The organism is Pseudoroseicyclus sp. H15 (genome assembly GCF_054353345.1).
In genome coordinates, this window is the sequence record NZ_JBTHJE010000002.1 from 204408 (window position 1) to 225759 (window position 21352).

25 protein-coding genes are annotated in these 21352 nt (G+C 68.1%); 15 read left to right on the forward strand and 10 right to left on the reverse strand.

Going from position 1 to position 21352, the window contains the following annotated elements; translation table 11 throughout:
- Nucleotides 1–134: 134 nt before the first annotated feature.
- Nucleotides 135–773, forward strand: a complete 639-nt coding sequence (locus ACXN5S_RS04825) for a PAS domain-containing protein (protein WP_458604269.1) — start codon at nucleotides 135–137, stop codon at nucleotides 771–773.
- A gap of 12 nt (nucleotides 774–785) precedes the next feature.
- Here ACXN5S_RS04825 and ACXN5S_RS04830 read toward each other — a convergent pair whose 3' ends face one another.
- The 3 genes from ACXN5S_RS04830 to ACXN5S_RS04840 form a co-directional block, all read right to left on the reverse strand.
- Nucleotides 786–1214 (reverse strand): GFA family protein, encoded by a 429-nt coding sequence (locus ACXN5S_RS04830; RefSeq protein ID WP_458604270.1) that lies wholly within the window; start codon nucleotides 1212–1214, stop codon nucleotides 786–788.
- Nucleotides 1190–1585, reverse strand: coding sequence for a GFA family protein (locus ACXN5S_RS04835; RefSeq protein WP_458604271.1), 396 nt, complete (start codon nucleotides 1583–1585; stop codon nucleotides 1190–1192). Before ACXN5S_RS04835 ends, ACXN5S_RS04830 begins: the two co-directional genes overlap by 25 nt.
- 69 nt (nucleotides 1586–1654) lie before the next feature.
- Complete coding sequence (locus ACXN5S_RS04840) at nucleotides 1655–3028, reverse strand: class II 3-deoxy-7-phosphoheptulonate synthase (RefSeq protein WP_458604273.1); 1374 nt, start codon at nucleotides 3026–3028, stop codon at nucleotides 1655–1657.
- 308 nt (nucleotides 3029–3336) lie between these two features.
- Here ACXN5S_RS04840 and ACXN5S_RS04845 point away from each other — a divergent pair, with 308 nt between their 5' ends.
- The 10 genes from ACXN5S_RS04845 to ACXN5S_RS04890 all read left to right on the forward strand — a co-directional run bounded on the left by ACXN5S_RS04845 (nucleotide 3337) and on the right by ACXN5S_RS04890 (nucleotide 11540).
- Nucleotides 3337–4350: a GlxA family transcriptional regulator gene (locus tag ACXN5S_RS04845; RefSeq protein WP_458604274.1), complete on the forward strand. Its 1014-nt coding sequence runs from the start codon at nucleotides 3337–3339 to the stop codon at nucleotides 4348–4350.
- 160 nt (nucleotides 4351–4510) lie between these two features.
- Complete coding sequence (locus tag ACXN5S_RS04850; RefSeq protein ID WP_458604275.1) at nucleotides 4511–5689, forward strand: ABC transporter substrate-binding protein; 1179 nt, start codon at nucleotides 4511–4513, stop codon at nucleotides 5687–5689.
- An 84-nt stretch (nucleotides 5690–5773) separates the two neighbouring features.
- A complete protein-coding gene (locus ACXN5S_RS04855; protein WP_458604276.1) occupies nucleotides 5774–6550 on the forward strand; it encodes an ABC transporter ATP-binding protein in 777 nt (258 codons plus the stop codon).
- A complete protein-coding gene (locus tag ACXN5S_RS04860; protein ID WP_458604277.1) occupies nucleotides 6547–7197 on the forward strand; it encodes a hypothetical protein in 651 nt (216 codons plus the stop codon). The genes ACXN5S_RS04855 and ACXN5S_RS04860 overlap by 4 nt, the downstream gene beginning before the upstream one ends.
- A 137-nt stretch (nucleotides 7198–7334) precedes the next feature.
- Complete coding sequence (locus ACXN5S_RS04865; RefSeq protein ID WP_458604783.1) at nucleotides 7335–8021, forward strand: ABC transporter ATP-binding protein; 687 nt, start codon at nucleotides 7335–7337, stop codon at nucleotides 8019–8021.
- The gene (locus ACXN5S_RS04870; RefSeq protein WP_458604278.1) at nucleotides 8021–8395 is read left to right on the forward strand and encodes a hypothetical protein; all 375 of its coding nucleotides are present in this window, start codon (nucleotides 8021–8023) and stop codon (nucleotides 8393–8395) included. Before ACXN5S_RS04865 ends, ACXN5S_RS04870 begins: the two co-directional genes overlap by 1 nt.
- Nucleotides 8392–8769 (forward strand): hypothetical protein, encoded by a 378-nt coding sequence (locus tag ACXN5S_RS04875; RefSeq protein ID WP_458604279.1) that lies wholly within the window; start codon nucleotides 8392–8394, stop codon nucleotides 8767–8769. The genes ACXN5S_RS04870 and ACXN5S_RS04875 overlap by 4 nt, the downstream gene beginning before the upstream one ends.
- An 8-nt stretch (nucleotides 8770–8777) precedes the next feature.
- Complete coding sequence (locus tag ACXN5S_RS04880; protein WP_458604280.1) at nucleotides 8778–9221, forward strand: hypothetical protein; 444 nt, start codon at nucleotides 8778–8780, stop codon at nucleotides 9219–9221.
- A 16-nt stretch (nucleotides 9222–9237) separates the two neighbouring features.
- Entirely contained in the window at nucleotides 9238–10248 is a 1011-nt protein-coding gene (locus ACXN5S_RS04885; protein WP_458604281.1) for a branched-chain amino acid ABC transporter permease, read from the forward strand.
- Nucleotides 10245–11540 (forward strand): branched-chain amino acid ABC transporter permease, encoded by a 1296-nt coding sequence (locus ACXN5S_RS04890; RefSeq protein WP_458604282.1) that lies wholly within the window; start codon nucleotides 10245–10247, stop codon nucleotides 11538–11540. Before ACXN5S_RS04885 ends, ACXN5S_RS04890 begins: the two co-directional genes overlap by 4 nt.
- A 186-nt stretch (nucleotides 11541–11726) precedes the next feature.
- On the opposite strand, the gene ACXN5S_RS04895 is transcribed toward ACXN5S_RS04890, so the two are convergent.
- Complete coding sequence (locus tag ACXN5S_RS04895) at nucleotides 11727–12605, reverse strand: NAD(P)-dependent oxidoreductase (RefSeq protein ID WP_458604283.1); 879 nt, start codon at nucleotides 12603–12605, stop codon at nucleotides 11727–11729.
- 102 nt (nucleotides 12606–12707) lie between these two features.
- Between ACXN5S_RS04895 and ACXN5S_RS04900 the strand changes: the two genes are divergently transcribed.
- The gene (locus ACXN5S_RS04900) at nucleotides 12708–15176 is read left to right on the forward strand and encodes a penicillin acylase family protein (RefSeq protein WP_458604284.1); all 2469 of its coding nucleotides are present in this window, start codon (nucleotides 12708–12710) and stop codon (nucleotides 15174–15176) included.
- Nucleotides 15177–15298: 122 nt separating this feature from the next.
- Here ACXN5S_RS04900 and ACXN5S_RS04905 read toward each other — a convergent pair whose 3' ends face one another.
- The 6 genes from ACXN5S_RS04905 to ACXN5S_RS04930 are packed head-to-tail and all read right to left on the reverse strand — an operon-like array spanning nucleotide 15299 to nucleotide 18405.
- Nucleotides 15299–15844, reverse strand: coding sequence for a DsbE family thiol:disulfide interchange protein (locus ACXN5S_RS04905; protein WP_458604285.1), 546 nt, complete (start codon nucleotides 15842–15844; stop codon nucleotides 15299–15301).
- Nucleotides 15837–15983, reverse strand: coding sequence for a heme exporter protein CcmD (ccmD, locus tag ACXN5S_RS04910; RefSeq protein ID WP_458604286.1), 147 nt, complete (start codon nucleotides 15981–15983; stop codon nucleotides 15837–15839). The genes ACXN5S_RS04905 and ccmD overlap by 8 nt, the downstream gene beginning before the upstream one ends.
- Nucleotides 15980–16738: a heme ABC transporter permease gene (locus ACXN5S_RS04915; protein ID WP_458604287.1), complete on the reverse strand. Its 759-nt coding sequence runs from the start codon at nucleotides 16736–16738 to the stop codon at nucleotides 15980–15982. The genes ccmD and ACXN5S_RS04915 overlap by 4 nt, the downstream gene beginning before the upstream one ends.
- 43 nt (nucleotides 16739–16781) lie before the next feature.
- Entirely contained in the window at nucleotides 16782–17438 is a 657-nt protein-coding gene (gene ccmB, locus ACXN5S_RS04920; RefSeq protein WP_458604288.1) for a heme exporter protein CcmB, read from the reverse strand.
- Nucleotides 17435–18049: a heme ABC exporter ATP-binding protein CcmA gene (ccmA, locus tag ACXN5S_RS04925; protein WP_458604289.1), complete on the reverse strand. Its 615-nt coding sequence runs from the start codon at nucleotides 18047–18049 to the stop codon at nucleotides 17435–17437. Before ccmA ends, ccmB begins: the two co-directional genes overlap by 4 nt.
- Nucleotides 18050–18051: 2 nt before the next feature.
- The gene (locus ACXN5S_RS04930; RefSeq protein ID WP_458604290.1) at nucleotides 18052–18405 is read right to left on the reverse strand and encodes an Mth938-like domain-containing protein; all 354 of its coding nucleotides are present in this window, start codon (nucleotides 18403–18405) and stop codon (nucleotides 18052–18054) included.
- 116 nt (nucleotides 18406–18521) lie between these two features.
- Between ACXN5S_RS04930 and trmFO the strand changes: the two genes are divergently transcribed.
- The 3 genes from trmFO to gluQRS are packed head-to-tail and all read left to right on the forward strand — an operon-like array spanning nucleotide 18522 to nucleotide 21333.
- Complete coding sequence (trmFO, locus tag ACXN5S_RS04935; protein ID WP_458604291.1) at nucleotides 18522–19877, forward strand: methylenetetrahydrofolate--tRNA-(uracil(54)-C(5))-methyltransferase (FADH(2)-oxidizing) TrmFO; 1356 nt, start codon at nucleotides 18522–18524, stop codon at nucleotides 19875–19877.
- 20 nt (nucleotides 19878–19897) lie between these two features.
- The gene (locus ACXN5S_RS04940; protein WP_458604292.1) at nucleotides 19898–20494 is read left to right on the forward strand and encodes a class I SAM-dependent DNA methyltransferase; all 597 of its coding nucleotides are present in this window, start codon (nucleotides 19898–19900) and stop codon (nucleotides 20492–20494) included.
- Nucleotides 20491–21333 carry a tRNA glutamyl-Q(34) synthetase GluQRS gene (gene gluQRS, locus ACXN5S_RS04945; RefSeq protein WP_458604293.1) on the forward strand — a complete coding sequence of 281 codons (843 nt, stop codon included), beginning with the start codon at nucleotides 20491–20493 and terminating at the stop codon, nucleotides 21331–21333. The genes ACXN5S_RS04940 and gluQRS overlap by 4 nt, the downstream gene beginning before the upstream one ends.
- Nucleotides 21334–21352: the final 19 nt, after the last annotated feature.

Consider the following 21352-nt stretch of genomic DNA (forward strand, 5'->3'; position numbering starts at 1 on the left):
ATCGGGAGTAGGAGAAATGAAATCCCGCGACAAGAGCGCGGCGAATTAACTGTTTCCTAACTTTGATGGACACAATTTTCATTAAACCGGATAGTATCTGTCATGTCGGTAAGATGTGACGCACGGAGGTAGAAATGTCGGGCGATAGCAATACGGAAGATCGCACCCTCTCGACCGAGCCGCTTGAGCGGCTCGAGAGGTATTGGCGCAGTCTTGCCCGCCCGCAGAAGCTGCCGGCGCGGGGCGAGATCGACCCCAATCGCATCGACGATGCCCTGCCCCACTCCTTCATCCTCGAAAAGGTCGCCCCTGGCATCGGGCGGATGCGCGTCGCCGGCCACGCGCTGCGCGCCGAACTGGGGATGGAGCCGCGCGGCATGCCGATTTCGGCCTTTTTCCTGCCCGAGGCGCGCGGCGCCCTCCGCATGTGGCTGAACCAGCTGTGGAGCGTGCCGGCGCTGGTCGACATCCCCGTGCATTCCATCCGCACCCTTGGCCGCCCGCGTACGACCGGCCGGCTGCTGCTTCTGCCGCTCTCCGACGAAGCGGGTGAGACCACCCGCGCCCTCGGTGCCCTGATGCTCGATTCGCCCGCCGCCCGCGGCCCGCGCCGGCTGACCATCGGCCCGACCGAATCGCTGCGCTGGGAGCCGGCGATGCATCACATGTTCGCCCCCCGCCTGGTCAGCGCGGCGGATCACACCGTCGAACAGGCCCCCGTGCCCCGCGCCGCCGAAGGCCGCAGTCATCTGCGCCTCGTCTCCGGCAGCTGAAGCGACGGCCCGCTAGAACCACGCATCGCCAACGATGCCGCGCCTCTCATAGGGCGCCACGCCCTCCAGCATATCGCCGTGATAGAGTGGCACACCGGCCACCTCTTCCGGCGCAGCCATGCGCAGGTTTACCGCCGCCCGCCAGCGCCCACCCGGATGGGGCGAGACGGCCCGCCAGAACGGGATGGCGCCGCAGCTGGGGCAGAAGTGAAACTCGATCTCCCGATCTTCCCTCAGGAAAATGCGCGTCTCTCCTAAGCCATGCAGGGCGATGCGCTCGCCCACCCAGTCATAGGCCCAAAGCGCCCCGTAGCGCCGGCAGCTCTGGCAATTGCAGGCGGTTGCGCTCTCGGGCACGCCCTGCCACTCCCAGCCGGTCTTTCCGCAGTGACAGGTGCCGCGCATGCTGCCCTCCTTCACGCCCATAGATCGGCGACGCATTGGCCGCCGCGCCCGGGCAAGTCCACGAAGCTGACCAGCCCCTCGAAGGGCTTCACCGGGATAGCAGCCACCTCGGCCGGATCGTCGGCCATGCGCAGGTTGACCGCGAAGCGATGCGGCCCCTCGCCGCCGCGAATGTCCGTCCAGCCGAGGAGATTGCCGCAGGTCGGGCAATGGTGGAAGGCGATGTCGCGGTCGCCCCAGATGTACTGGAACGTCTCGCCGGTGATCTCGCCGCCCCGCCCTTCCTCGGCATAGGCCATGAGCACCCCGAACTTGCGGCAGTGGCTGCAGTTGCAGGAGGTGGCGTGCCCCGGCATCTCGGCCAGCCACCAGCCCGTGGCGCCGCAGACGCAATGTCCTTCCAGCATGGCACCGCCCTCCCTTGCAAAGCAAAGGGGCCCCGAAAGGCCCCTTCACGCAAGTCATTTCATGGGACGTCAGGAGGCAGCAGCCGCCTCCTGGATGGCGCTGCGGCGGCTGACCAGCTCTTCGGCAACGAGGAAGGCCAACTCCAGCGACTGGCTGGCGTTGAGCCGCGGGTCACAAGCGGTGTGGTACCGGTCGGACAGATCTTCATCCGTCACGGCGCGCACACCGCCGGTGCATTCGGTCACGTCGCGGCCCGTCATCTCGAAATGCACGCCGCCGGGGATCGTGCCTTCCGAAGCGTGGACGGCGAAGAACTCGCGCACCTCGCGCATGACCGAATCGAACGGCCGCGTCTTATAGCCCGAGGCCGACTTGATCGTGTTGCCATGCATCGCATCGCAAACCCAGGTCACCTTGGCGCCCTCTTCCTCGACCGCGCGGATCAGGCGCGGCAGGTGCTCGCCGACATTGCCGGCGCCGAACCGCGAGATCAGCGTGAGCCGCCCCTCTTCGTTGGCCGGGTTCAGCTTGGCGATTAGCGCCTTCAGATGGCCAGTGGTCATCGAGGGCCCGCACTTCAGGCCGATCGGGTTCTGCACCCCGCGGCAGAATTCCACATGCGCGCCATCGGGCTGGCGCGTGCGGTCGCCGATCCACAGCATGTGGCCAGATCCGGCGAGCCATTTGCCCGAGGTCGAATCGAGCCGGCAGAGCGCCTCTTCGTATTCCAGCAGCAGTGCCTCATGGCTGGTGTAGAAATCCACCGTTTCCATCGCGTGGCGCGCCTCGGCGCCCACACCGGCAGCGGCCATGAAATCGAGCGTGTCGGTGATGCGGGTCGCCATGTCGCGGTATTTCTCCGCCTCGGGCGATTCCACGAAGCCGAGCGTCCAGGCATGCACCTTGTGCACATCGGCATAGCCGCCGGTCGAGAAGGCGCGCAGCAGGTTCAGCGTCGCCGCCGCCTGCAGATAGGCCTGCTCCATCCGGCGCGGGTCGGGGTTGCGCGCCTCGGGCGTGAACTCGAAGCCGTTGATGATGTCGCCGCGGTACGAGGGCAGCTCGGCGCCGCCCACCGTCTCGGTCGGGGCCGAGCGCGGCTTGGCCATCTGGCCCGCCATGCGGCCGACCTTCACCACCGGCACCTTGGCACCATAGGTCAGCACCATCGCCATGGAGAGCATGACCTTGAACGTGTCGCGAATGCCATCGGCGGAGAATTCCGCGAAGCTCTCGGCGCAATCGCCGCCCTGCAGCAAGAAGGCCTCGCCGCGCTGGGCAGCGGCGAGCTGGCTTTTCAGCCGGCGCGCCTCGCCCGCAAAGACCAGCGGAGGATAAGACGAGAGCTTGGCCTCGACAGCCTCAAGGGCCGCCGCATCGGTATAGTCGGGCATCTGCACCCGGGGCTTTTCGCGCCAATCCGATTTCATCCAGTTGCTCATCTCGTCCTCCAATCTCACGCCCCGCCAACCGGCCGGGGCGTCGCAGGGTGCTGCTATAGCGCTGTGTGCCGCCCGGGCCAATGAAAAACCCCGCCGCAACGCGGCAAGCCCCTGCCTGTCTTTGCTCCTCAAAAATCCTCGGGGGGGCTGGCTCCGCCAGCGGGGGGCAGACAGCCCCCCTCCCCGGCCGCCAATATCGCTTGCGGCGCGGCTTTGCGCAGGACGAATACGACAGGCCCGTGTCGCGTTCGATTCACCTTGCACAGGCCCGGCAAACCTGCTGAGGCTCCGAAAAGCCGGATGCCGCCATGTCCTTGTCCCAGATCGAACCCCAGATCGTCGAGATCATCAATGCACCGGAGCGGCCGCGCCGCTTCGTCTTCGTCTTGCTCGACAATTTCACCATGCTCTGCTTCGCCTGCGCGGTCGAAGCGCTGCGCATTGCCAACCGCATGGCGGGCCGCGAGCTCTACAGCTGGCGGCTGACCGGCGAAGGCGGCGAATTCGCGCGCTGCTCGGCCGGCACCGAGTTCCGCCTCGACAGCGATTTGAGCGAGCTGGCCCGCGACGATGTCGTGCTGCTCTGCGGCGGCATCGATGTGCAGGCGGCGACCACCAAGAAGATGCTCTCATGGGTGCGGCGCGAGGCCCGGCGCGGAGTGACCATGGGCGGGCTCTGCACCGCCTCCTACACGCTGGCGCGCGCCGGCCTGCTCGATGGCAAACGCGCCACGATCCACTGGGAGAACCAGGACAGCTTCGCCGAGGAATTCGAGGATGTGACGCTCACCAAGAGCGTCTTCGTCGTCGACGGCAACCGCATCACCACGGCGGGCGGCACCGCCTCAATCGACCTGATGCTCAAGCTCATCGCCGACCATCACGGCGAGGATCTCGCCAACGCGGTGGCCGACCAGCTGATCTATTCCTCGATCCGCACAGATCAGGACACGCAGCGCCTCTCCATCCCCACCCGCATCGGCGTGCGGCATCCCAAGCTCTCCCGCGTCATCCAGCGCATGGAGCAGGCCATCGAAGACCCGGTCTCGCCTGCGGCTCTCGCGGCGGAGGTCGGCATGTCAACCCGGCAGCTGGAGCGTCTCTTCCGCCGCTATCTCGCGAAGAGCCCGAAGCGCTATTACATGGAGTTGCGGCTGCAGAAGGCGCGCAACCTCTTGATGCAGACCGACATGAGCGTGATCAACGTGGCGCTGGCCTGCGGCTTCACCTCGCCATCGCATTTCTCCAAATGCTACCGGGCCCATTACAACACCACGCCCTACCGCGAGCGTGGCAGTCACGCCGCACGTCTCTCAGTCTGAGCAACGCCGCGAGACGCGCCTGCAAGGGCGCATTGAGCTTTGCCCGAACAGCGGGCGAACGTTCGAAATTGCATCGGAAGGCCCGCCAACATCCTTTCTTTTCTGAAAATCGCAGTCTAGCCTCCCGCGAGGACCAACAGTCCACCACAGGGAGACACACATGAAAAAACTCATGCTCGCCACGGCCAGTGCCGCGCTGCTGGCCGGCGCCGCCGGCGCCGAAGACGTCAAGATCGGCATCGTGCTCGGCTTCACCGGCCCGCTGGAATCGATCACGCCCGCCATGGCCGCCGGCGCCGAAGCCGCCATCGAAGAGATGAACGCCACCGGCTCCGCCATGAACACCTATGAAGGTGTGCGCGCCGACGATACCTGCATCGACAGCGCTGCCGCCACGGCCGCCGCCGAACGCCTCGTCACCTCCGACGGCATCGCCGCCATCATGGGCGCCGACTGCTCGGGTGTGACCGGCGCCATCCTACAGAACGTCGCGCGCCCCAACGGCATCCTGATGATCTCGCCGTCGGCCACCTCCCCGGGCCTGTCCACGGCCGAGGATGACGGCCTCTTCTTCCGCACCGCCCCCTCCGACGCCCGCCAGGGCGTGGTGATGAGCGAGATCCTCATGGATCGCGGCATCGACAATGTGGCGCTGACCTACACCAACAACGACTACGGCAAGGGCCTCGCCGACAGCTTCGAGGCGGCCTTCACCGAAATGGGCGGCACGGTCACGATCAACGCCGCGCATGAAGACGGCAAAGCCGACTATTCGGCCGAAGTCGCCTCGCTCGCCTCTGCGGGCGGCGATGTGCTCGTCGTGGCCGGCTACACCGACCAGGGCGGCAAGGGCATCATCCAGTCCAGCCTCGATTCGGGCGCCTTCGACACCTTCGTTCTGCCCGACGGCATGGTCGGCCAGCAGCTCGTCGACGATATCGGTTCGGGCCTCGACGGCTCCTTCGGCCAGTATCCCGGCACCGACAGCCAGGGCGCCGAAGTCTTCCAGGAGATCGCCACCGCTGCCGGCTTCGACGGCACCTCCGCCTTCGCGCCTGAAAGCTACGACGCCGCCGCGCTGATCATGCTGGGCATGGAAAAAGCCGGCACCACCGACAGCGCCGAAGTCTCCGCCGTCATCATGGATCTGGCCAATGCCCCCGGCGAGCCGATCCTGCCGGGCGAGCTTGGCAAGGCGCTTGAGCTGATCGCCGCCGGCGAAGACATCGACTATGTCGGTGCCACCGCCGTCGAGCTGATCGGCCCCGGCGAAAGCGCCGGCAACTACCGCGAGATCGAAATCCAGGACGGCACCATCGAAACGGTGCAGTTCCGCTGATCGTCTCACGTCGGGCCCGGCACAGCGCCGGGCCCGGCCACCAACAAGAACCGGCAAACGGGCCGCCTGAGGGGAACCAGGCAATTGATCAGGGTCGAAAACCTGCACAAGCATTTCGGCGGCTTTCACGCCGTTGACGGCGCCTCGCTTGAGATCGCCGAAGGCTCCATCACCGGGCTGATCGGGCCCAATGGCGCCGGAAAGACCACGCTTTTCAACGTCATCGCAGGCCGCCTGCCGCCGACCTCCGGCGCCGTCTTCATGGATGGCGAAGAGATCACCGGCCTGCCGCCGCATGAGCTGTTCCACAAGGGCCTGCTCCGCACCTTCCAGATCGCGCATGAGTTCAGCTCGATGAGCGTCTTGGAGAACCTCATGATGGTGCCGCCCGCCCAGACGGGCGAGAGCATCTGGAGCGCCTGGGTGCACCGCGACCGCATTCGCGAGGAAGAGAAGGCACTGGCCGACAAGGGCCGCGAGGTGCTCGACTTCCTAACCATCAGCCATCTGGCCGAAGAGAAGGCCGGCAACCTCTCCGGCGGCCAGAAGAAGCTGCTGGAACTGGGCCGCACCATGATGGTCGACGCCAAAATCGTCTTCCTCGACGAGGTCGGCGCCGGCGTGAACCGCACGCTCCTCGGCACCATCGGCGACGCCATCCAGCGGCTGAACGCCGAGCGCGGCTACACCTTCTGCATCATCGAGCACGACATGGATTTCATCTCGCGCCTCTGCGACCCGGTCATCGTCATGGCCGAGGGCAAGGTGCTGGCCACCGGCACGTCGGACCAGATCCTCGAGAACGAGGCGGTCATCGAGGCCTATCTGGGCCGCGGCCTGAAGAACAAGGGGGCCGCATGAGGCTGCTGATCGCCGCCGCGAGCCTCTGCCTCGCCCTGCCCGCCTTCGCGCAGGACGCACCCACCGTTATCGGAAACGCCGTCATCGACGGGCAGGAGGTCGAGCTGCTGTCCGATGGCTCCTGGCGCCCCCTCGCCGAAGCGGCCCCCGCCGCGCCGCTGGAGCTGGCCGAAGGCCCCTGCGCGCCGCTCAGCGAGTCGCTGGCCTTCTGCGGCGCGCCCGGCAGCCTGATGGCGATCGACCCCGGCAGCAGCGCCTTCACCGCGCTCTGGCGGCCCGAGGGCGGCAGCCCCGTCATGTTCGGCGTGATGGCCGAGACGGCGGGCCTGAGCCGCGGCGTGACGCTCGATGACTTCATCGAGCTCGTTGTCGAGACCGCCGAAACCGGCGCCGGCATCGACCAGGAGATCCTGGGCTTTCGCCGCGTGACCGAGGGCGAGGCGCTCGGCTACCCCGCCACCACCCTCGCCTACCGCCTGCCGCAAGGCCCCGGCGGCACGCTGAGCTTCGTCAACACGCTGGTCATGACAGAGGATGAGGCGGTGCAGATCCTCGCCTGGCAGCCCGGCACCGAGCCGACGGACGCGCTTCTCCACACCCAGCAGGATTTCGCGGCGCTCATCCGCCCGGCGGAGGAGGCCCAATGAGCGGCTATCAGGACGATCGCGGCAACAACGACCGCTCGATCACCAAGAATAACGCCCCGCTCTCTGCCCCTCCGGAGCGCTCGCGCCCGAGCACGTCGCCGCATGACGACAGCGCCCCCTTCCTCATCGGCGAGGCGATGACGGGCGGCTATGGGCGCGGCGCCGACATTCTGCACGAATGCACCATTGCCGCCGAGAGCGGCGAGATCGCGGTGATCGTCGGCCCCAACGGCGCCGGAAAATCCACCGCGATGAAGGCGATCTTCGGCATGCTGAACCTGCGCTCCGGCGCGGTGAAGATCGGCGGCGACGAGATCACGGGCCTCTCCCCGCAGGATCGCGTCGCCAAGGGGATGGCCTTCGTGCCGCAAACGCAGAACGTCTTCACCTCGATGTCGGTCGAGGAGAACCTAGAGATGGGCGCCTTCCTGCGCCGCGACGACATCAAGGGCACGATGGCGCAGGTCTATGACCTGTTCCCCATCCTGAAGGATAAGCGCCGCCAGGCCGCGGGCGAGCTCTCCGGCGGCCAGCGCCAGCAGGTCGCCGTCGGCCGGGCGCTGATGACCCAGCCCAAAGTCCTGATGCTCGACGAGCCGACAGCCGGCGTCAGCCCCATCGTGATGGATGAGCTCTTCGACCGCATCATCGAGATCGCCCGCACCGGCATCACCATCCTCATGGTCGAGCAGAACGCCCGGCAAGCCCTTGAGATCGCGCACAAAGGCTATGTGCTCGTCCAGGGCGCCAACGCCTATGAGGGCACGGGCGAAGAGCTACTGGCCAACGAAGAGGTGCGCCGCACCTTCCTGGGTGGGCGCTGATGCGGGCGCTCGCTCCCGTCCTCGCGGTTGCCCTGTTCGCCGGCCCGGCCCTCGCCGAACCGGTCTCCATCGGCTGCCCGGCCGATGCGCCCATCGTGACGCTTATGGTCGACACCGCACCTCCGGCGCCGGAGCTGATGGCCGGCGGCCTCTCCGCCCCGGCCGATGTGTGGGAGGGGGACGGCACGCTGGTGCTGGTCGCCTATCTGACGGATGAGATCTCCGCCGAGATCCTGATGTTCCAAAGCGGCGGTGCCATTGCCCGCATCGCCGACGAGGTCGCCGGCCAGACCGATGCCCACGCCGCCGAATGCGGCGCTGTCTTCGATCGTCTCTACGAGCCGCTCTCCGCGATTGCGATGGAGGCACAATGAGATACGCCCCGCTCTTGATGCTGCTCCTCGCGGCCCCCACCGCCCAGGCCGAGGGCGCCCGCCAGGTCTTCGACTGCACCATCACACAGCGCTGCGGTGCCTCTGGAGCCTGCGCGCCGGGCCATGACCGGGTGACCTTCACCCTGCTGCCCGAAGAGACAGAGGCCGATGGCGCCGGCATCTACCGCATCGAATGGGGCGACGAGATCGCCGAGATGCAGGCCACCACCGCCCTTGGCCCCTTCACCTGGGCGGAGGGCGACGAGCGCCACACGCTGTTGATTTCCAACGAAGCCAACATGCTGTGGCACGTTCTTGACATGGCTCGCGCCGACAGCTCCGTCGCATTCCTCACCTGCGAGATCACACGGTGAAGCTCTGGATGCTCCAGCTCGTGCCCCTTCTCGTGATCGGGGGCGGCAGCGTGGCCGTCACGCTGTACATCCTGAATCGTCCGTCGACGCATGACGAAACCTACGGCCCCCGAAGGGTCGCCACCTGCAGCTTCGAAGAGCTGCCAAGCGCTGGCCTGTCCGGGCCCTTCGAGGTGATCGAGAACGGCAATTTCGGTCGCCGCTACGCCGGCCCCGCCGAGGGCCCGCAACCGCAGGCCCATGGTGGCGCCTTCGAAGAGGGCGCGCCCTGGCAGGAATTCTACACCGCCGAGCTCGCCGATGGCCGCGAGACCGACAATCAGCACGTCTACCGCCTGTGGAACGACGGGCGCTTCACCTACCGGCTGCGCGTCGGCTACGACGGCGAGATCCTCGCCACCGGCGCTGGCACCTGCACCGCCTTCCAGGACCGCTTTGAGGACGCCGCATGACCAGAGAGGACAGCCCTTGGACCCGTTGAACGCGATCGTCGCGCTCTCCAACTTCGTGCTCATCCCGGCGCTGGCCTATGGCGCCCAGCTCGCCCTCGGCGCGCTCGGGGTGACGCTGATCTACGGCATCCTGCGCTTCTCGAACTTCGCGCATGGCGACACGATGGCCTTCGGCACCATGCTGACCATCCTGATCACCTGGGGCTTTCAGGCGCTCGGGCTCACCTTCGGCGTGCTGCCCACCGCCCTGCTCGCCCTGCCCTTCGGCATCATCGGCACGTCGCTGTTCCTGCTGCTGACCGACCGGACGATCTATGCCTTCTACCGCCGCCAGCGCGCGGCGCCGGTGATCCTCGTCATCGTCTCCATGGGCGTCATGTTCGTGATGAACGGCATCGTGCGCTTCATCATCGGTGTGGATGACATCGGCTTCGCCGACGGCGAACGCTTCATCATCAACGCCCGCCAGTTCAAGGAGATGACGGGGCTGGAGGAAGGTCTGGCTTTGCGCACCACCACCGTGATCACGCTGGTCACCGCCGCCATCGCCGTCGCCTTGCTTTTCTGGTTCCTTAATCGCACCCGCACCGGCAAGTCGATGCGCGCCTACAGCGACAACGAGGATCTGGCGCTGCTCTCCGGCATCAACCCCGAGCGGGTCGTCGCGATCACCTGGATCATCGTCGCCGCCCTCGCGACTACGGCGGGCGTGCTCTACGGGCTCGACAAGAGCTTCAAGGCCTTCACCTACTTCCAGCTCCTCCTGCCGATCTTCGCCTCCGCCATCGTCGGCGGCCTGGGCTCACCCATAGGCGCCATCGCGGGGGGCTTCGTCATCGCCTTCTCCGAGGTGACGATCACCTATGCCTGGAAGAAGGTGCTGGGCTACATGGCGCCCGAGAGCCTTGAGCCCTCCGGCCTCGTTCAGCTGATGTCGACGGATTACAAATTCGCGGTCTCCTTCGCGATCCTGATCATCGTTCTACTCTTCCGGCCCACAGGCCTGTTCCGGGGGCAATCGGTATGACGCGCGGGCTTCTTCTCTTCGGCGCCATGACGCTGCTGCTGGTCGTCACCGGCCTGATGCAGGGGTGGAGCGTGACGCTCACCATCCTCAACATGGGCCTGATCTCGGCCATCATGGCGCTCGGCGTGAACCTGCAATGGGGCTTCGCCGGGCTCTTCAACATCGGCGTCATGGGCTTTGTGGCCCTCGGCGGGCTCGCCGCGGTGCTCACCGCCATGCCGCCGGTGCCCGAGGCCTGGTCGGCGGGCGGGATGCGCCTGCTCGGCGGCCTCCTCCTCGGCGCTGCCATCATCGCGGGCGCCATCGTGCTCTGGCGGCGGCTGCCGAAGGGCAAGACATCGGGCCTGATCATGCTGGCCTATCTCGTCGCCGGCTTCTTCCTCTACCGCTGGGTCTTCGACGGCGCCGTCGAGGCGGTGGAAGCCGTGAACCCCGCCTCCACCGGCTATCTCGGCGGGCTCGGCCTGCCGGTGATCGTGGCGTGGCCCATCGGCGGCGTGCTGGCGGCCGGCGCCGCCTGGGTCATCGGCAAGACGGCGCTTGGCCTGCGTTCCGATTACCTCGCCATCGCCACCCTCGGCATTGCCGAGATCATCATCGCGGTGATGAAGAACGAAGACTGGCTGGCCCGCGGCGTGAAAAACGTCGCCGGCCTGCCCCGCCCGGTGCCCTACGAGGTCGACCTGCAGCAAGACCCGGCCTTCCTGGAACGCGCCGCCTCCTGGGGCATGGATGCGATCACCGCCTCCTCGCTCACGGTCAAGCTCGCCTATGGCGGCCTCTTCGCCGCCGTACTCATCATCCTGCTCGTCCTCGCCCAGCTCGCGCTCGCCTCGCCCTGGGGCCGCATGATGCGCGCCATCCGCGACAACGAGGTCGCCGCCGAGGCGATGGGCAAGGATGTCACCCGCCGCCACCTGCAGGTCTTCATCCTGGGCTCCGCCGTCATTGGCATCGCCGGCGCCATGATGACCACGCTCGACGGCCAGCTCACGCCTGGCACCTACCAGCCGCTCCGCTTTACCTTCCTTGTCTGGGTGATGGTCATCGTCGGCGGCTCCGGCAACAATTTCGGCTCCGTCCTCGGCGGCATTCTCATCTGGTGGCTCTGGGTGATGGTCGAGCCCATCGGCCTCTGGCTCGTCGGCCTCATCACATCCGGCATGTCGGAGGGCAACTGGCTGAAGGATCACCTGCAAGACGCCGCCGCCCACATGCGCCTGCTCACCATGGGCGTCGTCCTCCTCCTCGTCCTGCGCTTCAGCCCCCGCGGCCTCCTGCCCGAACGCTGACCACCCCGCGCCCGGCCCCCTCCCTTCGACTTCCCAATATCCTCAGGGGGGGCCGCCACCGGCGGCGGGGGGCAGACAGCCCCCCTCCACGATCCGCCATCCAGCGCACCGCCCACCGCAGCGCCCCCGAAAATCGCGCGATTTTCGGGGGCGGAATTCGCGCCGAATTCCGGCTCCGCGGTGCCTTCAGGCCCCCTTGATCTTCCGCAGCCGCTTGAAGAGCGAGGAGGTATCCCACCGCCCGCCGCCCATGGCCTGCACGTCCTTGTAGAACTGGTCGACCAGCGCGGTGACCGGCAGGCTGGCGCCGGTCTCGTCGGCGGTCTTCAGGCAGATGGCGAGGTCCTTGCGCATCCAGTCCACCGCGAAGCCATGCTCGAACTCATCCGCCAGCATGGTCTTGTAGCGGTTCTCCATCTGCCACGAGCCCGCGGCGCCCTGAGAGATCACCTCCACCACTGCCGCCCCGTCGAGCCCGGCTTCCTCGGCGAAATGCAGCGCCTCCGAAAGCCCCTGCACCAGCCCGGCGATGGCGATCTGATTGGCGGCCTTGGTCACCTGCCCCGCGCCCACCTCGCCAAGGCGGCGGCAGATCTTGGCATAGGCAGCCATCACCGGCTCCGCGGCGGCGAAATCCGCCTCCGACCCGCCGCACATGATCGAGAGCTGGCCCTTCTCTGCCCCCGCCTGCCCGCCCGAGACGGGGGCATCGACATAGCCCAGCCCCGCCGCTCCGGCCTCGGCGGCCAGCTCGCGTGTCACGCCGGGCGAAACCGTCGTGTGGTCGACAAAGATCGCGCCCTTGCCCATGCCTGCGAAGGCGCCGGCCTCGCCCTGGCAGATCTGCCTCAAATCATCGTCATTGCCGACGCAGGCCATCACGAAGTCTGCGCCCGCCGCGGCCTCCTGGGGGGTGGCGGCGGAGCGGTGGCCATGCGCGTCTTCCCAGGCCTCGGCCTTGGCGGCGCTGCGGTTGTAGACCGTCACCTCGTGACCCGCCGCTGCCAGATGGCCGGCCATGGGAAAGCCCATGACGCCCAGTCCCAGAAACGCAACCTTGGCCATATGTCTTCCCTTCCGGCGCCGTTGTTTGATAGCTGACCGTAGAAGTCCGGGGCCGGGCGTCAATGCCGCCCCGAAGGAACGTCAAAGGCATTGGGGGCGCGCATGGGCACGATGTTTCGGTGGCTCTTCCGCATCGCGGTGGGGCTCGTGGCTCTCGCCGTTGCCGCTGTCGTGCTCGTCTATTACTTCGCCTCCCGCTCGCTGCCCGATTACTCGGGCCGCTTCGAAGTGGCCGGCATCTCCGCCCCGGTCGAGATCGTGCGCGACAATGCCGATGTGCCGCATATCTTCGGCCAGACGGATGAGGACGTTTACTACGCCCTCGGCTTCGCCCATGCGCAGGACCGGTTCTGGCAGATGCTCATGCTGCGCCGCACGGCGCAGGGGCGCCTCTCCGAGCTCTTCGGCCCCCGCACGTTAGAGACCGACATCCTCCTGCGCCGGCTCGATGTCTACGGCGCCGCCACCGCCTCTGTCTCGGCGCAGGACCCGTATGCCCTGGGCGTGCTCGAGGCCTATGCCGCCGGCGTCAACGCCTGGATCGGCGAGGTCAACGAGGGCGCGCGCGGGCGGGGGGCGCCGGAGATGTGGCTCTTCAACCATGGCATCGCGCCCTGGCAGCCGGCCGACAGCCTGGCCATCGCCAAGATCCTCGCCCTGCAGCTCACCTCGAATTTCGAGAACGAGGTGCTGCGTGCCCGCCTCTCGCTCGCGCTGGAGCCCGAGCGGGTGCGCGATCTCATGCCCGATTACCCCGGCCCCGGTATCGCCGCGCTGGAGGAATATGCCGCGCTCATGCCGAACGCGCCCGAGGCGAGCTTCGCCGCCGCCGAGCACCCCGAATACGGGCCGCTCTCCCCCGTGCAGCCCCCGGCCCTCGCCGGCGCCTCCAACGCCTGGGCTGCCGCCGTCAGCCGCTCGGCCACCGGCTCGACGCTGCTGGCGAACGACCCGCATCTGGGGCTGACCGCGCCGTCGATCTGGTATCTCGCGCAGCTGGAGCTCACCTCGGGCGGCGTCATCGGCGCCACGATTCCCGGAATGCCCAACATCCTGACCGGCCGCTCGGCCGATCTCGGCTGGGGCATCACCACCGCCTATGTCGACGATGTCGACCTCTACCAGGAAGAGGTGAACCCGGCGAATGCCGACCAGTATCGCGGCCCCGACGGCTGGGAGGATTTCGTCCAGCGCGACACGATCATCACGGTCGCCGGCGCTGCGCCCGTCACCGTTCATCTGCAGTGGACGGATAATGGCCCCGTCCTGCCGCCCGAGCAATTCGGCCTGCCCTTCATCCGCCCGCCCGGCCACATCACCACGGCGGCCTGGACGGGCCTCAGCCGCGAAGACACGTCCGTCGCTGCCGGGCTCGACCTGATGCGCGCCCATTCGGTGGAGGAAGGCCAGGAGGCGATGTCGCGCTTCGTCGCGCCGGCCACCAACATCACGCTGGCCGACCGCAACAACATCGCCCTTCAGCTGGCGGGCGTGGTGCCAAAGCGCGATCCGGCGCACCAGAGCCGCGGACGCATGCCGACGCTGGGCTATCTGCCAGAGAACCGCTGGCAGGGGTTCTTCGATTACGAAACGAACCCCTCCTTCAACGACCCCGCTGGCGGCATCCTCGGCAATACCAACAACAAGATAATCGACCGCCCCTTCCCCGCCCATGTCGCCTGGGACTGGGGCGACAGCCAGCGGGTGCAGCGCTGGCAATTCCTGATGCAGGAGCGCGAGGTGCATACCCGCGACAGCTTCATCGAGGCGCAGCTCGACACGATTTCGCCCGCCGCCCGCAACCTGCTGCCGCTGATCGGTGCCGATCTGTGGTACACCGGCGAGGCCGCGCCCGAGGGCACCCGCGAAGAGCGCCGGGCCGAAGCGCTGGCGCTGCTCGCCGAGTGGAACGGCGAGATGAACGAGCATCTGCCCGAGCCGCTCATCTACGCCGCCTGGGTGCAGGCCCTGCAGGAACGTCTGATCGGCGACGAACTCGGCCCCTTCGCCGCCGAATTCCCGCAGGTTGAACCTCTGTTCATCGAGCGGGTGTTCCGCGATATCGGCGGCGCCTCTGTCTGGTGCGACGTCGAGCAATCCGCCCCGGTCGAGAGCTGCACCGACATCTCGCGCATGGCGCTCGACGATGCGCTGGTGTGGATCGGCGAGCATTACGGGCAGGATCTGCAGGCTTTGCGCTGGGGCGACGCGCATCAGGCCAAGCATGACCATCAGGTGCTGGGCGGCGTGCCGATCCTGTCGTGGTTCGTGAACATCCGGCAAAGCACCTCAGGCGGCGATTTCACCCTCAACCGGGGCCGCACCCCCGGCGAGGGGCCGGAGCCCTTCGCCAATATCCATGCGGCGGCGTTCCGGGGCGTGTACGACTTTGCCGACCCCGACAGCTCGGTGTTCATCATTTCGACGGGGCAGTCGGGGCACCCGCTCAGCCGGCACTACGACGATCTGGGCGAGCTCTGGCGGCGGGGCGAATACATCCCGATGTCGTTGGATGCCGATCTGGCGCGGGCCGCGGCGACCGGGATCATCACGCTGGAGCCGACTGAGTAGCACCGAATTCCGCGCGGAATTCGTTACGGAAATCGCGCGATTTCCGAGAGCTGCCACTTCTTCCCATGCGTGGGATCAAGGCCTTTAGGCCGCCGCGCGAGCGCCGGCCCCCAAAGCAAGCCCTACTCTGGCGCGCGCCCGGTCGCCTCGGCCAGCGCCGGGACGAACTGCTGATCGTATTGGCTGCCGACGAGCGGGCCGACATAGCGGTAAAGCACCGTGCCGTCGCCATCGACGATGAAGGTCTCCGGCGGCGCGGTCACGCCCCAATCCACCGCCGTGCGCCCGCGCGGGTCGAAGGCGGAGCCGATGAAGGGGTCGCCCTCCTCATCGAGATAACCGAGCGCCGCCGCCTCTTCGTCGCGGAAGTTCACGCCGGCCACCCGGTAGCCCTGCGCCGCAAGCTCCTTCAGCACCGGATGTTCGGCGCGGCAGGGCGGGCACCACGAGGCCCAGAAGTTGACCAGAGTCACCTCGCCCGAGCGCAGCATCTCGTCGGTCAGCGGCGGCGTGCCCGGCAGGCTCGCCTCGGGCACCGGGGGCGCCTCGCGGCCGATGAATTGCGAGGGCAGATCGTCGGAGCCGCGGAACATGCCGCCTAGGAAGAGCCCGGCAACGGCCGCGAAGATCACCGGCGGCAGAACCACGAGCGGCGAGATTCTAGCCATGCCGCTGCTCCGCCCGCTCCACCGCAGCCCGCGCCTTGCGCGCCGCCCGGGCCGAGAGCCAGACCAGCCCGCCGATCATCAGCAGCGAGACCACATAGGCCGAGATCACCTCGACCGCGTAATCGCCAAGCAGCGTCATGCCGGCTCTCCCGGGGCTGCGGCCGCGGCGCGGGCATCGGCCCGGCGCTCCAGCGCGGCAGCGCGGCGGAAGGCAATCTCGGTGCGGGTTCGCAGCAGCACGAGGCCGATGAACAGCAGCACGAAGCCGGCGATGGAGACGAGCAGCGGGTAGTAGAACACATCCGCCACATGCTCCTCGGCATCGAGGCTGAGCGATGCGCCCTGGTGCAGGCCCTGGTTCCAGAACAGCACGGCATAGCGCGACAGCACAGCGAAGACCGAGCCGACGATGCAGAGCACCGAGGTCAGATCGGCGGCGGTGTCGGGGTCATCCACGGCGGCCCAGAGCGCCATATAGCCGAGGTAGAAGAGAAACAGGATCAGGAAGGAGGTCAGCCGCGGGTCCCACGCCCAATAGGTGCCCCACATCGGCTTGCCCCAGATTGCACCGGTGGCGATGGCGATCAGCACCATGACCATGCCGACGGGCGCCGCGGCCTTGGCGGCCAGCGCGCTGACATGGTGGCGGCGGATCAGCCAGATCAGCGAGGCGACCAGCATCATGAACCAGGCGTTGATGGCCATCAGCGCCGCGGGCACATGCAGGTAGATGATCTTCACCGTGGCGCCCTGGCGATAATCCTCGGGCGTGAAGAACACGCCCCAGACCAGAGCGGCGACAAGGCACACGAAGGCCAGGCCGAACACCCAGGGGATGAGCGGCGTCACCGTTTCGGTGAACTTCTTTGGGTTGGCATATTCCCACAGCGACATGGAAACTTCCTTACCTTGAGGGCGCCGCGCCGTCCATCAGCGCTCACCGGAGGTTGACCCGCAGCGCGGCGGCTGCGGCGAAGGGTAGCAGGGCCAGGCAGCCGAGCGTCAGCGCGGCCAGCATAGGCAGCGCTGCGCTCACAGGCAGGCCGGCGGCGCCCCGGCGGGCCATCTCTGCCCCGAAGATGAGCGTAGGCACGTAGAGTGGCAGCACGATGAGGCTGAGGAGCAGCCCGCCCCGGCGGATGCCGATTGTCAGCGCGGCGCCGAAGGTGCCGATCAGCGACAGCGCCGGCGTGCCGAGGGCCAGCGAGGCCAGCAGCCAGGGCCAGGCCCCCGCCGGCAGCGCGAGGAGCGGGCCAAGCAGCGGGGCCGCCAGTGTGAGCGGCAGGCCGGTCGTCAGCCAATGCGCGGCGGCCTTGGCGAAGACGAGGCCCTCCAGCGGCAGGGGCGCGGTGGCGAGCAGCGGCAGGGCGCCATCCTCATGGTCGAGCGCGAAGACCCGGTCGAGCGTCAGCAGCGCGGCGAGTAGGGCCGCAACCCAAAGCATGCCTGGCGCGATGCGGGCGAGCAGGTCCTGCTCCGGCCCGATCCCGAAAGGCACCAGCACGATGACGATCAGGAAGAAGGCCAGCCCTAGCCCGAAGCCGCCCCCGGCCCTCACCGCAAGGCGGAGGTCTCTCAGCAGCAGCGCTCTCACAGAAAGGCCTCGTCGCCGCCCGCCACGGCCGCCTCAGGCGCGGCGCGAAAGGCGGTGAGGTCGAGCACCGGCGCCTCGAGGCCGAGGTCGATATGCGTGGCGATCACCGCCATGCCGCCGCCGGCCAGATGCGTGCCGGCCAGCCAGGCGCCGAAGCGCCGCACCGACCCCGCATCGAGCGAGACGGTGGGCTCATCCAGCAAAAGTAGCCGCCGCCCGATCAGCGCCAGCCGCGCCAGCCCCAGCCGGCGCCGCTGACCGGAGGAGAGCGTGCCGGCCGGACGGTCTGCCAGACCGGCAAGATCGAAGGTGGTGAGCACGCCGCTGTCGAAGGGCTGATCGTAGAGCTCGGCCCAGAAGGTCAGGTTCTCGGTCACGCTCAGCGCCGCCTTCACCCCGTCGGCATGGCTGGCATAGGCCGCCGTTTCGGCACCGGTCACCCTGCCCGCCTCGGCCGGCTGCAGCCCGGCGAGCGTGCGCAGCAGCGTCGTTTTGCCAATGCCATTGGCCCCGCGCAGCACCAGCGCGCCGCCTTCGGGCACGGTGAAGCTCACCCCTTCCAGCAGGCGGCGCCCGCCGCGCGCGACCGCGAGGCCGGACACCTCCAGCATGGTCAGACGGTCAGAAGCGCGGCGCCGACGCGCCGGCCCTCGCTGAGCAGGATGTTGTAGGTGCGCGCCGCGGCCGGCGAGACCATCGGCTCGGCCGCGATGCCGGCACCCTCCATCGCATTGCGGAAGGGCTGCGGCAGATAGGCCATCTCGGGCCCGGTGCCGACGAAGAGCACGTCGATATCGCCGGCGGCGGCGAGAATGGCCTCCGGCTCGTCAAACCCGCCCCAGAGCGAAGCACCGGTGGGCAGAACGAGCGTATGCCCCTCGATCAGCTTGCCGCCGACCCGGAAGAAGCCGGGGCCGTAGCCATCGATCGGCAGGGCATTGTCGTAGCGGATCTCGTTGAGGCGCATCGGCTCATCCTTTCGCCTCTGGCCTATTGCCGCGAGGGGCGAAGGGCAAGGCCCGGCTGGCCCCTCTGCCCCGCCGCCCCTTCCGTTCCGGCCTTGTTCGGCCTATCTGCCCGGGCATGACAGAGACATTGCATATCGTCGGCGGCGGGCTCGCCGGATCGGAAGCGGCCTGGCAGGCGGCAGAGGCGGGCGTGAACGTGGTGATCCACGAGATGCGCCCCAATGTCGGCACCTTCGCGCACAAGACGGGCGACCTCGCCGAGATGGTCTGCTCGAATTCCTTCCGCTCCGATGACAGCAACAACAACGCCGTCGGGCTGCTGCATTGGGAGATGCGCCAGGCGGGTGGCCTCATCATGCGCATGGGCGACGCCCACCGCCTGCCCGCCGGCGGTGCCCTCGCCGTCGACCGCGAGGCCTTCTCGGCCGCCGTCACCGCCGAGCTGCACGCCCATCCGCGCGTGAGCGTCGAGCATGGCGAGATCACCGAGCTGCCGCGCGAGGGGCAGTGGATCATTGCCACCGGCCCCCTCACCTCCTCCGCCCTCGGCCAGGCCATCGCGGCGGAGACGGGCAGCGACGCGCTGGCCTTCTTTGATGCCATCGCCCCCATCGTGCATGCCGACACGATCGACATGGATATCGTCTGGGCTCAGAGCCGCTACGACAAGGGCGAGACAGAGGACGAGCGACGCGCCTACCTCAACTGCCCGATGACGAAGGACCAATACGAGGCCTTCATCGACGCGCTGCTCGCCGCCGATAAGACCGAGTTCCACGAGGGCGAGACGGCCGGCTATTTCGACGGCTGCCTGCCCATCGAGGTCATGGCCGAGCGCGGCCGCGAAACGCTGCGCTTCGGCCCGATGAAGCCCATCGGCCTGACGAACGCCCACAAGCCGGATGAGAAGGCCTATGCCGTCGTCCAGCTGCGCCGCGACAACAAGCTCGGCACGCTCTACAACATCGTCGGCTTCCAGACGAAGATGAAATACGGCGCGCAGACCGAGGTGTTCAAGACGATCCCCGGGCTGCAGAACGCCTCGTTCGCGCGGCTCGGCGGCATCCATCGCAACACCTTCCTCAACTCGCCGACGCTGCTCGACAGCCAGATGCGGCTGAAATCGCAGCCCAACATCCGCTTCGCCGGGCAGATCACGGGGGTGGAGGGCTATGTGGAAAGCGCCGCCATGGGCCTGCTCGCCAGCCGCCTTGCCGTAGCCGAGATGCGGGGGCAAAGCCTGCCGCCGGTGCCGACGACGACGGCCATCGGCGCGCTCGTCACCCACATCACCGGCGGCGCCGAGGCGAAGACCTTCCAGCCGATGAACGTGAACTTCGGCCTCTTCCCGCCGCTGCCGGAGGCCAAGACCGGCCGCCGCGGCCGCAAGGAGCGCTACCCGGCCTATACCGCCCGCGCCAAGGAAGACTGGCAGGGTTGGCTCGCCGCAGGGGCGTTGGCGCCGGCCTGAGCGGCTGCTAGGCTGCGACCATGGCAGATCATCTGAAGAACGTCTACGACCTGAACGGCGAGGGCGAAGTCCGCGCTTATTATGACGAATGGGCCGGCAGCTACGATGCCGAGGTCTCCGAGGCCGGCTATGCAACGCCCCGCCGCTGCGCCGAGGCGCTGGCGGCAAGCGGGCTGGGCAAGGACGCCGCCATCCTCGACATGGGCTGCGGCACCGGCCTGTCCGGCGCGGCGCTGGCGGCGGAGGGCTTCACCACGCTTGACGGCTGCGACCTCTCCGAGGGGATGCTGGCCGTGGCACGGTCGCGCAGGATCTACCGGCACCTCTTCCTGGCCGGCGAGACGCCGCCCGAGCAGCCCGATGCCGTGGCCGCGGTCGGCGTCATCGGCGCCGGGGCCGGGCCGGTGAGCCTGTTCGACGAGTGCCTCGCGCTGCTGGTGCCCGGCGGGCGCTTCGTGTTCTCCTTCAACGATCACGCGCTTGAGGTGCCAGAGTTTCCGGCGGCGCTGGAGCGGGCGTTGCAGGACGGGCGGGCGCGCAAGCTCTTCGAGGAGCATGGCGACCATCTGCCGAAGATGGGCATCGGCTCGACCGTCTATGTTCTTGAGAAGGCGTGAGAACCCGCTTCGCGCCGTCACCCACCGGGCCGCTGCATCTGGGCCATGCCTATGCGGCGATCCTGGCACATGACATGGCGCGCGCCGCGGGCGGCGACTTCCTGATCCGCATCGAGGATATCGACCAGAGCCGCGCCCGCCCGGAATGGGAGGCGCTGATCTTCGAAGATCTCGCCTGGCTGGGCCTGAGCTGGGAGGAGCCGGTGCTTCGCCAGTCGGCCAACCTGCCTGCCTATCGGGCGGCTCTGGAGAGGTTCACCGCCGCCGGCCTCACCTACCCCTGCCAATGCCGCCGCCGCGACATCGAGGCGGCGCTGGCGGCACCGCAGGAGGGGGCGGGAGAGGTCGTGCTCGGGCCCGACGGGCCGGTCTATCCGGGGACCTGCAAGCATGGGCGGGCCGATCCCGACGGCGCCGCGATTCGCCTGCATATGGACAGGGCGGCGGTCGGGCCGGTGCGGTTATTTGAGGAAGGCGAAGGCCCTGACGGAGAGCACGGGGAGATCGTGCTCAGCCCTGAGGAGATGGTGGGCGGGATCGGCGACATCGTGCTGGCCCGGCGCGACATGGGCACATCGTACCACCTCTCGGTGGTGGTGGACGATGCGGCGCAGGGGATCACCCACGTGACCCGCGGGCAGGATCTGTTCGGCGCAACGGCGATCCATGCGCTGTTGCAGGACAGGCTCGGCCTGACCCGCCCTGTCTACCACCACCACCGGCTGATCCGCGACGAGGCCGGCAAGCGGCTCGCCAAGCGCGACGACGCCAGGGCGATCAGCGCGTTCCGGGCGGAGGGGGCCAGTCCGGCGGATATCCGGCGGATGGTGGGGCTCTGAGAGGATCCATGCCGCCGCT